The organism is Tropicimonas marinistellae, from assembly GCF_001509585.1.
Lineage (GTDB): Bacteria > Pseudomonadota > Alphaproteobacteria > Rhodobacterales > Rhodobacteraceae > Tropicimonas > Tropicimonas marinistellae.
Genome location: NZ_LNCI01000002.1, coordinates 1 through 16,195, shown reverse-complemented (window position 1 = coordinate 16,195; position 16,195 = coordinate 1). Strand labels below are relative to the sequence as shown.

Annotated in this window: 12 protein-coding genes; 2 read left to right on the top strand and 10 right to left on the bottom strand. The window is 63.9% G+C overall.

What is annotated here, in order from left to right:
- Positions 1 to 57: 57 nt before the first annotated feature.
- The 8 genes from glmM to ARC39_RS03465 form a co-directional block, all read right to left on the bottom strand.
- Positions 58 to 1,401, bottom strand: a complete 1,344-nt coding sequence (glmM, locus tag ARC39_RS03500; protein WP_068110186.1) for a phosphoglucosamine mutase — start codon at positions 1,399 to 1,401, stop codon at positions 58 to 60.
- Positions 1,398 to 2,423: a dihydropteroate synthase gene (folP, locus tag ARC39_RS03495; protein ID WP_068110184.1), complete on the bottom strand. Its 1,026-nt coding sequence runs from the start codon at positions 2,421 to 2,423 to the stop codon at positions 1,398 to 1,400. Before folP ends, glmM begins: the two co-directional genes overlap by 4 nt.
- 39 nt (positions 2,424 to 2,462) lie before the next feature.
- A complete protein-coding gene (locus ARC39_RS03490; RefSeq protein ID WP_068110181.1) occupies positions 2,463 to 3,368 on the bottom strand; it encodes a dihydroneopterin aldolase in 906 nt (301 codons plus the stop codon).
- 131 nt (positions 3,369 to 3,499) lie between these two features.
- Positions 3,500 to 4,183, bottom strand: a complete 684-nt coding sequence (locus ARC39_RS03485; protein ID WP_078059053.1) for a cell wall hydrolase — start codon at positions 4,181 to 4,183, stop codon at positions 3,500 to 3,502.
- 188 nt (positions 4,184 to 4,371) lie between these two features.
- Positions 4,372 to 6,921 carry a putative PEP-binding protein gene (locus ARC39_RS03480; RefSeq protein WP_068110179.1) on the bottom strand — a complete coding sequence of 850 codons (2,550 nt, stop codon included), beginning with the start codon at positions 6,919 to 6,921 and terminating at the stop codon, positions 4,372 to 4,374.
- Positions 6,922 to 7,058: 137 nt separating this feature from the next.
- On the bottom strand, positions 7,059 to 9,281 hold the full coding sequence (gene glyS, locus ARC39_RS03475) for a glycine--tRNA ligase subunit beta (protein WP_068110177.1): 2,223 nt from the start codon (positions 9,279 to 9,281) through the stop codon (positions 7,059 to 7,061).
- A 10-nt stretch (positions 9,282 to 9,291) separates the two neighbouring features.
- Positions 9,292 to 10,503, bottom strand: a complete 1,212-nt coding sequence (gene gltS, locus ARC39_RS03470; protein WP_068110174.1) for a sodium/glutamate symporter — start codon at positions 10,501 to 10,503, stop codon at positions 9,292 to 9,294.
- The gene (locus ARC39_RS03465) at positions 10,500 to 10,967 is read right to left on the bottom strand and encodes a DUF6446 family protein (RefSeq protein ID WP_068110171.1); all 468 of its coding nucleotides are present in this window, start codon (positions 10,965 to 10,967) and stop codon (positions 10,500 to 10,502) included. The genes gltS and ARC39_RS03465 overlap by 4 nt, the downstream gene beginning before the upstream one ends.
- 113 nt (positions 10,968 to 11,080) lie before the next feature.
- Between ARC39_RS03465 and ARC39_RS25790 the strand changes: the two genes are divergently transcribed.
- Positions 11,081 to 11,257 (top strand): hypothetical protein, encoded by a 177-nt coding sequence (locus ARC39_RS25790; RefSeq protein WP_161470926.1) that lies wholly within the window; start codon positions 11,081 to 11,083, stop codon positions 11,255 to 11,257.
- Positions 11,258 to 11,571: 314 nt separating this feature from the next.
- On the opposite strand, the gene ARC39_RS03460 is transcribed toward ARC39_RS25790, so the two are convergent.
- Positions 11,572 to 12,498, bottom strand: a complete 927-nt coding sequence (locus tag ARC39_RS03460; RefSeq protein ID WP_068110168.1) for a glycine--tRNA ligase subunit alpha — start codon at positions 12,496 to 12,498, stop codon at positions 11,572 to 11,574.
- Positions 12,499 to 12,754: 256 nt separating this feature from the next.
- Between ARC39_RS03460 and ARC39_RS03455 the strand changes: the two genes are divergently transcribed.
- On the top strand, positions 12,755 to 14,515 hold the full coding sequence (locus ARC39_RS03455) for a serine protease (protein ID WP_236545114.1): 1,761 nt from the start codon (positions 12,755 to 12,757) through the stop codon (positions 14,513 to 14,515).
- A gap of 41 nt (positions 14,516 to 14,556) precedes the next feature.
- Here ARC39_RS03455 and ARC39_RS03450 read toward each other — a convergent pair whose 3' ends face one another.
- The gene (locus ARC39_RS03450; RefSeq protein ID WP_068110162.1) at positions 14,557 to 16,005 is read right to left on the bottom strand and encodes a TrkH family potassium uptake protein; all 1,449 of its coding nucleotides are present in this window, start codon (positions 16,003 to 16,005) and stop codon (positions 14,557 to 14,559) included.
- Positions 16,006 to 16,195: the final 190 nt, after the last annotated feature.

Sequence of the window (16,195 nt, the reverse complement as noted above, 5' to 3'; positions counted from 1 at the left end):
GTCGCCCGGATCACTGCGGCAACGCCTGCTATTATGCGCCGCGCGCCGCTTCGGCCATCACACAGCCGCTTCGACGGCTTCCACGACGGACCCTACCACCTTCTCCATCAAAGATGCGTCTTCGCTTTCGGCCATGACCCGGATCAGCGGTTCCGTCCCCGACTTCCGGATTAACAGGCGGCCGTTACCGGTGAGCAATCCCTCCGCGTCAGCAATCGCCTTTTGTACGCCGAGCGTCTCCAGCGGCGTCGCGCCCGCATCGTAGCGAACGTTGCGCAGAAGCTGTGGAACCTTCTCGAAACTCTGAGAGAGCGCCGAGGCCGGTTTGCCCGTATCCGCCATACCGGCCAGAAACTGCAGCGCCGCGATCAAGCCGTCGCCGGTGGTCGCGTAGTCGGTGAAAACGATGTGCCCAGATTGCTCGCCGCCGAGATTGAAACCGCCGGCGCGCATCCGCTCCACGACATAGCGGTCGCCCACCGGAGTACGCTCCAACCGAAGACCTCGACCTTCGAGAAAGCGCTCAAGGCCAAGGTTGGACATGACCGTCGCAACCAGCGCATCGCCTCTCAGACGCCCCTCGTCTGCCCAGCGGGCCGCCATCAGTGCCATGATCTGATCGCCATCGGCCACGTGGCCGGTTTCGTCGATGATCATCAGCCGGTCGGCATCTCCGTCCAGGCAAATGCCTACGTCGGCACCATGTGCCACGACCGCTCCGGCCGCGGTCGCCGTATGGGTCGACCCGCAGCCTTTGTTGATGTTGACGCCATCGGGTGAAACGCCGATCGGCACCACATCGGCACCGAGTTCCCAAAGCACCTCGGGGGCCGTGCGGTAGGCCGCGCCATTGGCGCAATCCACCACCACCTTGAGTCCTGTCAGCCGCAGGTGATCGGGAAAGCTCGCCTTGGCCCGCTCCACATAGCGGAAGCGCCCGTCGTCAATCCGCCGCGCCCGGCCAATATTCGCAGCCGCCGCCGGTTCGACACCGTCGGCCACCAACCCCTCAATCTCGGCCTCCGCTTCGTCGGACAGCTTGAAGCCATCGGGACCGAAGAACTTGATACCATTGTCCTCGTGCGGATTATGGCTTGCCGAAATCATGATGCCCACATCCGCGCGCATCGATGTGGTCAGATACCCCACCGCGGGCGTCGGCACCGGGCCAAGCAGCAACACGTTCATCCCTGTTGAGGTGAGCCCGGCGGTCAGTGCGTTTTCGAACATGTAGCCCGACAGGCGCGTATCCTTGCCGATCACCACACGGTGCCCTGACTTGCCATCGCGACGGAAGTACCGGCCCGCGGCAGCGCCCAGCCTGAGCGCCATTTCCGCCGTCATGGGATGCGAATTGGCGCGCCCGCGCACGCCATCGGTGCCGAACAGGGTTCTGCTCATTGGTCCTCCTCGGGATGCGTCCCGGTCGTCGCGGCACGCCAAAGGCGCAGCGCTTGCAATGTCTCCGCTGTATCATGCACGCGCAATATCTGCACACCCTGTCCGATCGCCGCAAGCGCCACGGCGAGCGAGCCCGGCAACCGTTCGCCGGCCGGTTCGCACTGCCCGACCGTGCCGATAAAACGCTTGCGCGAGGCGCCAAGGAGCACGGCGCACCCGATCCCGTGAAACAGCGAGATCCTGGCGAGGAGCGCAAGGTTGTGGGCGAGCGTCTTGCCGAAGCCGATGCCTGGGTCGACGACGATCCGACGGCGCGGGATGCCAGCCGCCTCGGCCTGCGAAACACGCGCATCGAGATAATCGTACACGTCCAGCAAAACGTCCTCGTAGCGTGGATCGTCCTGCATTGTCGCTGGCGTTTCGAGCGCGTGCATCAGGCAGAGCGGCGCGCCCGTCTCCGCCAGGAGCGGCGCCATCTCCGGGTCGTAGCCCAGACCGGACACGTCGTTCACCATGTCGGCGCCGGCTCCCAGGGCTGCACGCGCGACGGCGGCCTTGCGCGTGTCGATCGAGATCGGCGTGGCGATACCCGTAGCACGCATGTCCGAAATCACCGGACCGGTGCGTGCAATCTCCTCCGCCACCGGCACGACTTGCGCCCCCGGGCGAGTGGATTCGCCGCCGATATCGATGATTCCGACCTCGCGGGACATCTGTGTCGCCCGTAAAAGCGCCACGTTGCGGTCTGCGTGCAGCCCACCATCGGAGAAACTGTCCGGCGTAACATTCAGGATCCCCATGATCGTCGGTTGCACGAAGGACAGATCGGCGAGCGGCGCTCGTGTCCCTGTCAGTCGGGCCACAGCGGGTTCCGGCACATCTGAAGCCGGAATCACCCTCGGCGCAGCATCGCGCCGCAGCCATTCGACATTGCGAAACCAGCACCAGCCGCCGGCAAGTGGACGTGCGTCTCCGGGTTGGGCGGGGTCGGCGCAGGGGATCGGGCGGAAATAGTCGGTCATCGTCGTCTCTGGTCAACCTCGCGGCTGCGGAAAAAGCGCCTACAGCGCCAACTCATCGGCAAGCACCACGCTGTCGCCACCAGGCACATCGGCGCCAAGGCCGAGCAATCGCTCCGCATCGAGAAGATCGGCAAACCAGCGAGCAAGCGCCTCCGGCGAACGCGCGCCGGTGTCCGGCCCGTCGACCGCATCCAGAACAATTTTCGAGGGCGCCCAGACAACAATCCGCCCGCTATGGATCGCATGGACTATTTCCGTGCGGCTGCTGACGACGACACATCGCCGGTCCCGCGCAGCGAGCACCCAGGCGTTCTGTTCCAGCGCGAGCAGGTCGATCCGGCGCTGTGGCAACGCTGCCTGCGCCTGTGGCACGGCCGGGCTCGGGCGGCCTACCGTCAGGACAACCGGCCGTTCCAGCCGCTCGATCTGATCGAGCCATCCCGACAACCGCGGATCGGCAATCGCGGCGTTGGACAAATGCACGACGAGAGGCCGCGGATGAGCCTCCGGCTCCGCTGGCTGCACAACCGCGCGTGACCGTTCGATTTCGACCCCGAGCGCAAACGGACCGCGGTCGAGCTTTTCGATACGCACGAAAACCCTGCGCGCGCGTGGCTCTGCGAGCACGCGCGCGGCAACACGTTCCGCCAGTGTTTCAAGCAAGCTGAGACGCTCCTCCGACAAAGCGCCATCGACGGCTTCCACGATGGAATCGTAGCTCAAGATCCGGTCGACATCGTCGGAGACCGCGGGCGCATGACCCACCTCCACCACGACGTTGAACCGCAGCCGCTGTGAGACCCCGCGTTCTTCCTGAAACGCCCCGATCTCCGCTTCCCGCACATAGTCGCGCAACGAGATGCGGTCCCGCGGCGCATCGTCCGGCGCGCTGGCCGCCGCGCGTCGCTCAGGATGGGAAAAGGCAAGGGAGAGTTCGGTATTCATTGAACCTACATGCCACGTCCAGCCTCAGAAGCCACGCCCGAAATGACCATTCCCGCCACGCGGCGAGAGGCCATTGTCTTCTTCTGTCCAAAAGTATCCCCGCCGGAGGCAAGAAAGCTCGGGCGGCGGCGTCAGGACCGGGGACGACGGTAGAAGTAGTGATCCCCGATGGACGCGGTCCGCGCGAACTTGCGAGACCATGACGGGCGCACGGCGTGGGTGTGGTAATAGGTTGCGCCGCCGGTCAGAATGCGCGGCGCTCCCTCAAGCATCAACCTGGCCACCTTGCCAACCCGGCGGTACGCTGCCGGCTCACCGATCCGCTCTGCCTTGCCATCGCAATTGTAGGTGAACTGGCACTGGTACCGTTTTCCTGTACCCTGGTTGATGACACCGCAAACCGTGTTCGGAAAGAGCGGGCTTTTCACGCGGTTCAGGATCACCTCTGCGACAGCGAATTGTCCTTTCACACTCTCGCCACGCGCCTCGAAATAGAGCGCTTCGGACAAGCACTTCCACTCGGCCCCGCCGGACACGTGCGCCTGCTGATCAAGCCAGCTTCTGGAGTAGCTCACGGTTTTGAAAGCGCTTGGGCGTGCCTTCGCGCGCACCGAAGTACGTGGGCTCAAACGTCCGAGATGCTCGTCGCTGAGGGAATTCAGGACACGGTTCTCCATTCCCATCAAGCTTTCCAAGCGCTCGGCCCCCTTCCCGGACGGATTGGTCGATGTCGAAACACGGGTCTCTGCGACACCCGATCCGGCAAATGCAAGGCTCAGAAATACCGATAGAATGAAGCCACGCAAAACAAACATTTTTCTTCCCACCCAGCGACGCGACAGGCCGCGCCGAACCGTCGGCGGCGATAGCAAAGCTCTGACACTGTTGTAAATGCCGTAAGGGCACGATTCTTCGTGCGTGGCGGCGGATGGGCGGAATCATGGCGAAATAATGACGAATTTGAGCGGTTTCTTGCCAAAGACCGGCGAAAAGCCGCGTGTTTTCAATCACCTTGTTCGTCCGGGCGCGCGCCGCGCAGCGCCAGATGCGCCGCTGCGAGTCGGGCAACAGGCACACGGAACGGCGAGCAGGACACGTAGTCGAAGCCCGCCTCTCGACAGAATTCGATCGTGTCGGGCTCGCCTGCATGCTCGCCGCAGACCGACAGAACGATATCCGGCCGCCCCTTTCTCCCGCGCTCCGCTCCGAGCAGGAGCAGCTCTCCAACACCATCGCGGTCAAGGCTGTGGAACGGGTCTTCGTGGAAGACGCCGTTGTGCACGTATGTGTCCATGAAGCGACCCGCATCGTCGCGCGACAGCCCGTAGGTCATCTGTGTCAGGTCGTTGGTCCCGAAACTGAGAAACGCGGAGTGGGCCGCGATTTCGCCGGCGCGCAACGACGCGCGCGGAGTTTCGACCATTACGCCGAGCCAATAGTCGAAGCTCTGCCCGGTCTCGATTCGCACGGATGCTGCCACGGCATCGATCCGTGCCTTGACCAGTTCCACCTCCCGCTTGGCCGAAACCAGCGGGATCATGATTTCCGGCACCACGGCGGCCCCGGCCTGGCGGCTGGCCAGCACCGTCGCCTCGAAGATCGCGCGCACCTGCATGTCGTAGATCTCGGGCATGGTCACTCCAAGCCGTACCCCGCGCATGCCCAGCATCGGGTTGAATTCGGAGAGTGCCTCGACTCGTCGCGTGACATCGCTGAGTGGCAGATCCAGCGATTCCGCCAGCCCCATCAAGCCGTCCCGGTCGTTGGGAAGAAACTCGTGCAGCGGCGGATCGAATAGCCGAATACACACCGGCTGCCCCGCCATGATCCGGAACAGTTCGACGAAGTCGTCCCGCTGCATCGGCAGAAGCTGGTCGAGTGCCGCCTGCCTGTCCTTCTCGCAATCGGCAAAGATCATTTCCCGCATCACGGTCAGGCGCGCAGGCTCGAAGAACATATGCTCGGTGCGGCAAAGGCCGATGCCTTCCGCCTCGAATGTCTCCGCCATGCGTGCATCGTCGGGCGTGTCGGCATTCGCGCGAATGCCGATGTCGCGGACCTCGTCCGCCCAGCCCATAAGCGTGCGGAAAGAGCGGTCCAGCGCCGGCTCCAGCATCGGCACCGCTCCGGCCAGGGCTTCGCCCGTTGTGCCATCGACCGTGACGATGTCGCCTTCATGAAACACCCGTCCACTCCGCGTCCGGATCGTCCGGTTGCGGGTCGAGATCGTGAGCCCGGACGCCCCGACGATACAGGGCAGGCCCAGCCCGCGGGCGATCACCGCCGCGTGGCTCGTCGTGCCGCCGCGTTCGGTGATAATCGCCTGGGCGGCGTGCATCCCGCGAATATCCTCCGGTGTGGTCTCGCGCCGCACGAGGATGCAGGGCAATTCGTGGCTGGCGGAGGTCTGCGCCGCCCGGGAAGAGAAGACGAGTTGCCCCGTCGCGCCGCCCGGACTGGCGGCGATCCCCTTTAGGATGACGTCGCGCGTCGCCGCCGGATCGACGCGCGTGTGCAGCAATTCCGTGAGCGACATGGGCTCGACGCGCAACAGCGCCTCGCGCGGCGAGATGATTCCGTCCTCCGCCAGCGCCACCGCGACTGTCACATCGGCACGGGCACTGCGCTCCACGCTGACGGCATCGAGGACCATCAAGGCGCCTTCGGAAACGGTGAACTTTATCTCCATCTCCTCGCGCAGGTGATGGCGGCAGGTATCCAGAATAGCGAGAAGCTGCGCGTAAACCTCCGGCGCCTCCCCTTCCATCGAATCTCCCCGTGGATCGCGCGCGAGATAGAGTTCCTGGCGGTCACGCCCAGTGAGGCCCTTGCGCTTGTAGCGCCCTGTCACCTGTCGATTGCCGGTCTCCTTGTTGATCATCCGGATGACGCCGGACCCGCTTTCACCTGCCCCGAGCCCCGGTGCCATGTCCTGCACGACGAGGCCAAGCCCGGCATCCACCGGCGCCCCGCGGGCCTGCCGCAGCAGCCGCGCACTGACGCCTTCCCAGGCGCGCGCCATGGACCGCAACACCTCTTCGAGCTGGCGGGCCGGCGATTGCGGGAAGGGCTCGTCGGTTTCTGCCTCAAAGGCCGCAAGTGCGGCCACGACAGGCGCATCTGCTTCCATGGCCTCTTCGAAGGGCTCCGGGTCGAGCCGGGCAACATCCATTGCATAGGCCCGGATGAAGGCAGCGTATTGCGCCTCTGCCGCCGCCTGCCCCATCGTTTCGGCAAGCGTGGCGCATCGCTCGTCGTTCATGCCAATGTTCAGGATCGCCCCGGGTCCGCCCCAGTCCGGATCGGCGCTCGAAGGCCGCACGGAGACCAACGGCCTGCGCCCGAAGGCCGAGAGCAGCCGCGCCGTATCCGGTCGGCCTCCTTCCGCGATCTGGTGCACCGCCTCGAACGACAGCGCCACGGTACGCGGCACCGGCACCTCCAGCCGCACCAGCCGCTGCAGGCACTTCGCCCGCCCGCCATGTGTCCGCACCCGCAACTCGGCAGTGGGCGTGATCAACGTGAAGTCTTTCAGCACGCTCGGGTTCAGCACACGCGGCCTCCTTTGCTCCTGTCGTTGCCATGGGCCGGCACCGCCTTGGACGGGTTGCGGCGCTCCGGAAATCTCGCGCTCAATCTAGGTGAGAACCCGCCATGCCGCAACGCAGCATGGTAAGCTACCGCGGGTTTTTACCCCTCGATCCGCGTCAGATCCGCCGCTTTGAGGCAGGTTTCGCGGATCCGGTGCAGCAGGTTGAGCCGATTGCGCCGGACGATCTGGTTGTCGGTGTTGACCTGCACAGCCTCGAAAAACGCGTCGATCGGCGCGCGCAGGGAGGCCATGCTTGCCATGGCCGACGCGAAATCCTCGGTCTCGATGGCCGAGGAGATCGCCCCCTCCGCCGCATCCAGCGCATCGAACAGGGCCTTTTCCTCACCGGTCTCGGCGAACTTCCGGTCGGGGCCGTATTCGTAGCTCACCCCATCGGCTTCCTCGGCCTGGGTCAGGATGTTGTTGGCCCGCTTGAAGCCCTGCAGCAGGTTCTCGCCATCCTCGGTTTTGAGGAACTCGGCCAGCGCCTCTGCCCGCTTTACCAGCAGCACGAGGTCGCTGGCATTCGGCATAGCCAAACAAGCGTCGATGACGTCGTGCCGGATACCTTCGTCACGCAGATGCACCTTCAGGCGGTCATGGAAAAAGGACAGCAGGTCATCGGCCACGTCCGGTTCATGCTCGGTAACCTTGACGATCCAATCCGGTGCGTCGCCCTCAATCTGGTCGATCACCCCCCGCACTGCGGAACCGAACACCCCGTGATGGGCGATCTCACGCAGGAGCGCGTCGCGAAGCGCCGCATCGTGATGCCCATCCGTGTCGATCTGGTGACGCAGGAGTTGCGCATCGTTCAACCGATCCAGCGATAACCGAATGTCGTTCGCCAGTAGCAGCCGCGTCACCCCCAACGCCGCACGCCGCAACGCAAACGGGTCCTTCGATCCTGTCGGTTTCTCATCAATCGCCCAGAAGCCCGTCAGCGTGTCCAGCTTGTCGGCCAGCGCCACGGCGACGGAGATCGGCGCGGTCGGCACGTCGTCGGACGGTCCCAGCGGCGAGTAATGCTCCTCAGCGGCCGCGGCGACATCCGCCGGCAGGCTTGCGGCCTCGGCATAGTAGCGGCCCATGGTACCCTGCAATTCCGGGAACTCGTAGACCATCTCGGAGGAGAGGTCCGCCTTGGCGACCTGCGCGGCTTTTTCGGCCGCTTCGGAGTCCGCCCCGACCAATGGCGCGATGTCGCGGGCGAGTGCGGCGATGCGGTCAATGCGGGCCTTCTGGGACCCGAGCTTGTTGTGGAAGGTCACGTGTTCGAGGCTTTCCAGCCACGGCACCATCTGCGCCGTTTGTGCCACGCGCAGGTCGTTCTCCCAGAAGAACTTGGCATCCGAGAGCCGCGCAAACAGCACCTTCTGGTTGCCGGCCAGGATGGTCGCGCCATTATCCGCCGTCACCATATTGGCGACGGTCACGAATTTCTCGATCCGCCCCGTCTTCGGGTTCTTCACCGAAAAGAACTTCTGGTGCTCCTTCATCGAGGTTTTCAGAACCTCTGGCGGCAGGCCGAGGAAATCCTCGGCAATATCGCCCATCAGCACCACCGGCCATTCCACCAGCCCCGCGACCTCGGACAGAAGCCCCCTGTCCTCGACCACCTCAAGCGCCTGCGCGAACGCCATATTGGTCGCGTCATGCCAGATCGCCTCGGCCCGCTCCGCCGGGTCGAGAATGACATGGGCGCGTTTCAGCGCGGTTACGTAATCTTCGAAACCGGTGACCGAGAATGGCCCCGGCGCAAGGAAACGGTGGCCAGAGGTCTGGTCGCCGGCGACGATCCCGTCCACCTCCAGCGGCACCACGCTCGTGCCCGCCTCATCGCTCAGGATGCAGAGGATCGAATGCAGCGGGCGCACCCAACGCAGGGCGCCCGCGCCCCAGCGCATGCTCTTCGGCCAGGGGAAGTTGCGGATCGTGTCTTCCAGCACCTCCGCCACGATCTCCGCCGCAGGCCGGCCTTCCTTCGTGATCTTGGCGAACCAGACCTGCCCCTTCTTGTCGTCCCGCGCCTCGAGCTGGTCCTTCGTCAGACCCGTCGAACGCAGGAAGCCTTCCAGCGCCTTCTCCGGCGCATCCACGCGCGGCCCTTTGCGTTCCTCCGTCACGGTCGGGCTTTCCGCCGTCACCCCTTCGACCGTAAGCACCACACGCCGCGGTGTGGTGAATGCCTCAGCCGAGGCGTAGGACAGACCGGCCTCCACCAGACCGTCGGTAACCAGCTTCTTGAGGTCCGCACCGGCGCGGGACTGCATCCGGGCGGGTATTTCTTCGGAAAAGAGTTCGATCAGAAGATCGGGCATTGGGAGGACCTCAGAGGGGCAGGAAGAACTGGATCGCGAAACTGTTCACGATGTCCACGAAGAAGGCCGAGACGAGCGGCAGGATGACGAAGGCCATGGGCGACGGCCCGTAGCGCTTGGTCACGGCGGTCATGTTGGCGATGGCGGTGGGCGTGGCACCGAGCGTGACTCCACCGAAGCCCGAGGCCAGAACCGCCGCACGGTACCCGCGCCCCATGGCAGGGAAGAGCACATAGATGGCAAAGAAAATGGAAAGCAGGGTCTGCGCCGTCATGACGACGGCGAGCACCAGCCCCATGCCGGCGAGCGTCCAGAGCTGGAGCGACATCAGCGACATGGCCAGGAAGGTACCGAGCGAGAAATCGGAAACCATGGCGAGCGTCGGCGTGCGACGCACTTCGACAATGCGCGGAAAGATCACTGGGAGCACGTTTCCCAGCACGATCCCGGCCAGCAGGCAGGGCACAAAGGGCGGCAGGCCGACGCCGTAATGGTCCAGCACCTCCCAGAACGTATAGCCGATGGCGATGGTAATATGGACCCAGAGCATAACCCGCATGAAGCTCAGATGGTTGATCGTTTCAGTCGCCTCGTCCTCGAAGGCAACACCGACCGTGTGTTCTTCGTCAGGCCGCTCCGGCTCCAGCCGCCAGCGATTGATCAGATACTTCGCGATCGGCCCGCCGATCAGCGCGGCGCAGACAAGGCCGATGGTGGCGACGGCCACTCCAAGTTCGCTGACGCCCGCCGCGCCGCCCGTCATCTCCTGGATTTTGGGTGTCCAGGCAATAACGGTGCCGTGCCCGCCGATTAGTGCGGCAGACGAGAGCAGCACACTGAACTCGGGCGGCAAACCGAACGCGCGTGCGCCGGCGACACCGATGAGGTTCTGAAGAACGACATAGACAATTGTCAGAGCCAGCAGGATCGCCAGAGGCAGGCCGCCCCTCACAAGGTCCGAAATCCGCGCGTTGAGGCCGATGCCGGTGAAAAACACGAGCAAGAAGTAGTCTCGTGCCGCGAGGTCGAACTCTATAGCACGACCGAAGATGATGTAGGCCGCCATCGTGGCGAGCGCCACCAGCAATCCGCCGGAGACCGGCTCGGGTATGTTGAAATCGCGAAGAAGCGCGACTCTGCGTGTCAGTTGCGCGCCGAGAATGTAGACGAGAAACGCCACCGTCACCGAGACGAAGCCATTTATGAGTATCGGTTCGCTCATTTCTTGATCTCCTCGTTTACTTGGTGCCAGACAAACCCGCGTCCGTCCTCGTGGATCGCGACGACACGGTCCACCCCGTGCGCAAGATCCTTCTGCCCGAGAAAGGCCAGCGCGCGCCCCTCTTCTAGTGCCGTACCGACTTCCACCGCGTCAAAGCACTTGAACCAATGAGGCGCGACCAATGGTTCGGCCCCGTCGTAGATCTCGTAGGTCTCGGTCAGCATTGCGTGGCTGAGCGTGGTCGTGAAGCAGGCGCGATAGCGGATCGGCGAGGAGGTTGCGTTGATCGCTTCGATATTCTCGGCCAGAATTGGTTCCGGCGAACCGCCGATGAGCGTAAGCGCGATGTCCTCGGTCTCGGCCGAAACATCGTCGTAATAGTAGTAGACCTGCAGGTAGTAGATCGCCACGCCAACGGCAAAGGCGATGGCCACGATGCCGCCCGCGATGATCTTGCCACTCATGCCACCGCCCCCCCAGCCTGTGTCAGCGTGAGCCTTGCGAACCAGACGCTGAGGTCTTGCGCTGCGAGCCTCCCGAATTGAGACTGGCTCACGATGCTATCGCCGAGATTGCCATGAGGTTCCGTGGAGCGGCATTCGCGGTGGATTTCCTCCGCGTCGCCCAGAGCACAAGCCCCGCGCCGCAATGCGCGCGCAGATTGGAAACGACGATCTACGTCGCGGTGACGGGCGATGCCGTCGCCATTGCGGGCCGGAACGGCTATTTCGCGGCCTTCGGCGCAATCGTTTAGTCGAGCAGCACGGTCTTCGCCCTGGCAGAGCGCATTGGCACGTATCTGGCGGGCATGGTCAAAACCACCTTGTGCCGGCTGATGCGCATGATCCTGGCGGCCATCGCAATAGATACGAGTGCAACCGTACTCAAAGCGCAGCTTTCGAGACCGGCAGGTCAAGAGAGATCCGATAGCTCGCACGCGAAGGAACGGACGGCGGCGCCGAGCCGCGGGCTGGCGAGACGCGGCAGACCGTTGGGCCGGCCGGGCGCGGCCCGCCGCAAGGTCCCTGTGATCGGCCCAGTACGCCGTTGGATACAGCCCAGAGGGTATCACCCCTGCCATCCTCCGGCCTCGGTCTGCACGAAGGCATCTGCGCATTTCTTGGCCAGCGCCCGTACGCGGCCGATATAGGCTTGCCGCTCGGTGACGGAAATCACGCCGCGCGCATCGAGCAAATTGAATAGGTGAGAGGCCTTGATGCATTGGTCATAGGCCGGATGCACCATGATGATACGCCTGCCGGTCTTGGGGTCTTCCTCGGGCTGGTTGAGGATGAAGTCGCAATGCGCCTCTGCCTCTTCGAAATGCTTGAGCAGCACGTCGGTATCGGCGTTGTCGAAGTTCCAGCGCGAGTATTCCGCCTCGGTCTGGCGGAAGACATCGCCATAGGTCAGCGGGATCGGTGCGTCCGGGCGGTTGAAGGGCATCTCCATGACGTGATCGACACCGAGAACGTACATCGCAAGACGCTCAAGACCATAGGTCAACTCGCCTGAGACCGGCTTGCAATCATGGCCGCCAACCTGCTGGAAATAGGTGAATTGACTCACCTCCATACCGTCGCACCAGACCTCCCAACCCAGGCCCCAAGCGCCGAGCGTCGGGCTCTCCCAATCGTCCTCGACAAATCGGATGTCATGCAGCCCCATGTCGATGCCAATTGCCTCCAGCGAGCCGAGATAGAGGTCCTGCAGGTCAGGCGGGCTGGGTTTGATCAACACCTGGTACTGGTAGTAGTGCTGGAGCCGGTTGGGGTTCTCGCCATAGCGGCCATCGGTGGGACGGCGCGAGGGTTGCACATAGGCCGCCGCCCAGGCGTTGTTGCCGAGCGCGCGCAGAGTGGTTGCAGGGTGGAAGGTGCCGGCACCCACTTCCATGTCGTACGGTTGCAGAACCGCGCAGCCCTTGTCGGCCCAGTAGGTCTGAAGCCGCAGGATCACCTCCTGGAAACAGGTCGGCTTGCTTGTCTCTGTCATGGCGCTGCCCCGGTCGAAAAACGGTCATTCATAGCGGTTTCGCGCCTCAATAGGCGGCGGGCGGGCAAGGGTCAATCGCACCACGGCTCCTTCCGATGCAGGGCCGCCACGCCTGCGGCGCTCTTCCAGAATTGAAGTGCGCCTGTTTACACCTCTGCTATCTTGCACCAGAACCGGCATTTCGCCGGCGGCAAGCAAGAATCCAACGGGGTTTGGGGCAGTGAAAACATTATTTTCAATTGTATTGGCGTGCATCGTGGCGGCTTTCCCGTCCTACGCACGCGCGCAACAAGAAACGGCCTGGGTACAGATCGAGGCCGTGCGGACTCTGGCATTGGCTCAGGAAAGGGCCCGCGCCTACGCCCGAGCCCTGAACAACGTCGGCGGTTTCCGAACCTCCAGCGGCTGGTATGCCGTCGCGCTTGGTCCGTACACCCAGGCTACCGCTGAGGCGGAACTCAGGGCGCTACGTGGTGACGGGCTCATCCCGTCGGATAGTTACATCGCCACCTCGGGCCAGTTCCGACAGCAATTCTGGCCGGTGGGTGCCGATTTGCTGACCGCGGCTCCACTGCCGGGCCAAACAGGAGCGCAAGCGGCACTCAGCGCGGATACGGCTGACACGCCCTCAGAAGCGGCGGCGCCCGAAGCGCTCCCAGCAACGACCGAACTGCAACCGATACCCGACGAAACGCCACGCGAAGCGCGTGCCAGTGAACGTGGCCTGCTGCCGCGGGACCGTCAGGAATTGCAGGAAGCGCTGAAGTGGGAAGGTGTGTACTCCGGCTCGATTGACGGCGCCTTCGGCCCCGGTACCCGGAATGCCATGGCAGCCTGGCAGGCGGCGCAGGGGTACGACGCCACCGGCGTTCTGACAACGCGGCAGCGCGCAGAGCTTGTGGGCATTTATCGAGATGCGTTTTCCGGGCTGGGTCTCGCAGCGGTTCGCGACGACGCAGCCGGGATCGAAATGATCCTGCCCGCGGGAAAGGTCGACTATGCGCGGACCGAGGCCCCCTTCGTTCACTACGACAGCACGGATGCGGATGGAGTCCGCGTGCTGCTCATAAGCCAATCGGGCAGCGAGGCCACGCTCTTCGGCCTCTATGACATCATGCAAACCCTGGAAATCGTCCCGCTCAACGGCTTCCGGCAGCGCAGCCGCGGCAGTTTCGTGCTGACCGGTCAATCCGCAACCATGCATTCCTACACCTATGCCCAACTTCAGGATGGCGCGGTGAAGGGCTTCACGTTGATCTGGAAACCCCAGAACGCCAAGGTGATGGAACGCGTGGTCGAGACCATGCGGCAGAGCTTCACGCCGATCGCCGACGTGGTCCTGCCCGACACTGCCATCAGCGACTCCGGAGCCGATCAGCAGATCGACCTTCTGGCAGGTCTGGAGCTTCGCCGGCCCGAAAAGACACGCAGCGGATTCTACGTCGATACAATCGGCACCGTGCTCACGACGACCGATGTGCTCGGCCAATGCACCCGGCTCACCATTGGTGAAGAAACCGAAGCCGAGATTGCCGCGCAGGATGCCGCCCTTGGCCTCGCGCTGCTGCGCCCGAGCGAAACCCTGGCACCCATCGCGATTGCCGAGTTTCGTCCCGGTGTACCGCGGTTGAACTCCGAGGTGGCGCTGGCGGGATTCTCCTACGAAGACGTGCTGGACCTGCCCGTGGTCACCTACGGCACCCTCGCCGACACACGAGGCCTGCAAGGGGAGGAATCCGTCGACCGGCTGGCGCTCAGCTCTCTTCCCGGCGACGCCGGCGGCCCGGTTTTCGATGCCACCGGAGCTGTGCTTGGCATGCTGAAGGCGCGGGACGACGCGGCCACCCGCCGGCTGCCGCCGGATGTGAACTTCGCGATCGATGTGCCTGCCATCGCGAGCTTTCTGGATCAGGCGGGAATGTCCGCCAAGGCCTCGGAACGGAGTGCCGCCCTGGCACCGGAAGACCTGTCGGCACTCGCCGGTGATCTGACAGTCCGGGTCAGCTGCTGGAACTGACCCGGCCACGCTGGATCGGATGGCCTTGGAAGCGCCCGCAACTAGCGGCGCCAGAATGCGACCGTAAACAGCGCGTAGACGGCGAGCAATTCCAGTCGACCGACCAGCATCGCCGCCGACAACAGCCATTTCGCGGTGGTATTCAGTGGCGCGAAGTTTCCCGACGGGCCAATGGTTTCCCCCAGCCCCGGCCCGATGTTGGCAATCGCTGTCGCGGCCCCGGAAACCGAGGTGGTGAAATCGAGGCCAGTCATGGCCAGCGCAACGGACAGCAGGCCAAGACTCACCGTGAAGAGGACGAAGAAGGACATGACGGAACTCAACACATCCGGCCCAACCGCACGCCCCTCGTAGCGTGTCGGAAACATCCCGCGCGGCGAATGCAGGAGCTTTACCTGCTGGATGATCGCCGCAAAAAGCAGCTGGTAGCGGAAGATCTTCACGGAACAGGCCGTCGATCCGGCACAGCCCCCGACAAGCCCCGCGAAGAAGACCACCATCATCGCGAAGCTTCCCCACTCCTGGTAGTCCACGCTGGCGTAGCCTGTCCCGGAGATGATCGAGGTCGCGTTGAAAAGCGCCTCGCGCAGGCTCGGCTCCAACGGGCGTTCGTCGTAGAACACCTGGAACAGCGCGAGCATCACGCTCACGACTGCGACAAAAAGCAGATAGGTGCGGATCTGCGAGTCCCGCATCAGCGGTTGCGCCCGCCCTGCCACGAGCTGGATATAGCGCACGAAAGGCATGCTCGCGATCAGCATGACCACGGAGGCAAAATACTCCGGCGGCCCTTGGAAGGTCCCGAACGACGCATCGTGGGTCGAGAATCCGCCGGTCGAAATCGTGGTCAGCGCATGGTTGACCGCGTCGAAGGCGGACATGCCGAGCGCCATGTAGCCCACGACGGTGATCACGGTGAGTATGAGGTATATCCATGTAATCTGCGACGCGATTTCCGCCGCGCGCGGCAGGATCTTGCCCATGGTATCGAAGGCCTCGGACCGAAAGATCTGCATGCCTCCGACGCGCAACTCCGGCAGGAACACCATCGCCACCACGATTATGCCGATCCCGCCCAGCCATTGGAGCAGTGACCGCCATAGAAGAAGCCCCTCGGGCAGCGCATCCAGGCCCGAAAACACCGTTGAACCCGTGGTGGTCAACCCAGACATCGCCTCGAAATAGGCGTCCGTGAAACTCGCCTGCGTCGCGCCGATCATGAACGGGATTGCACCAAAGAAGGGCAGCGCCGCCCAGACTCCCGTTGTCAGGAGGAACGTCTGACGGATCGTCAGCCCCTGCCCCACGCCATTGTGGCTGGCCAGCGCGACAAGCCCGCCGACGAGGATCGTGACGATGGCGCTTTCGGCGAAGACCGGCCAGTGACCGTTGCCCACCACCAGATCCAGCCCCAGCGGCAACAGCATCGTCACCCCGAGCGTGGCCACCAGGAGGCCAATGACATATCCCACAGGGCGAATATCGAACATGGGCGCAGCGTTGGCGCGCGCGCATGGCGCTGTCAAGCGGACCGCTCCCGAAAGCGCGTGCAAGCCGCCACCTGCGCCGGTTTGCGTAGCGTTTCCGTCAGACGTCAGGCGCATCGCCCGCGAAGACGATCTGGTCGATCGCATTTACACCGAGCAACTCGACCGTGTCGCCGGTATCGAGCGTCAGGAT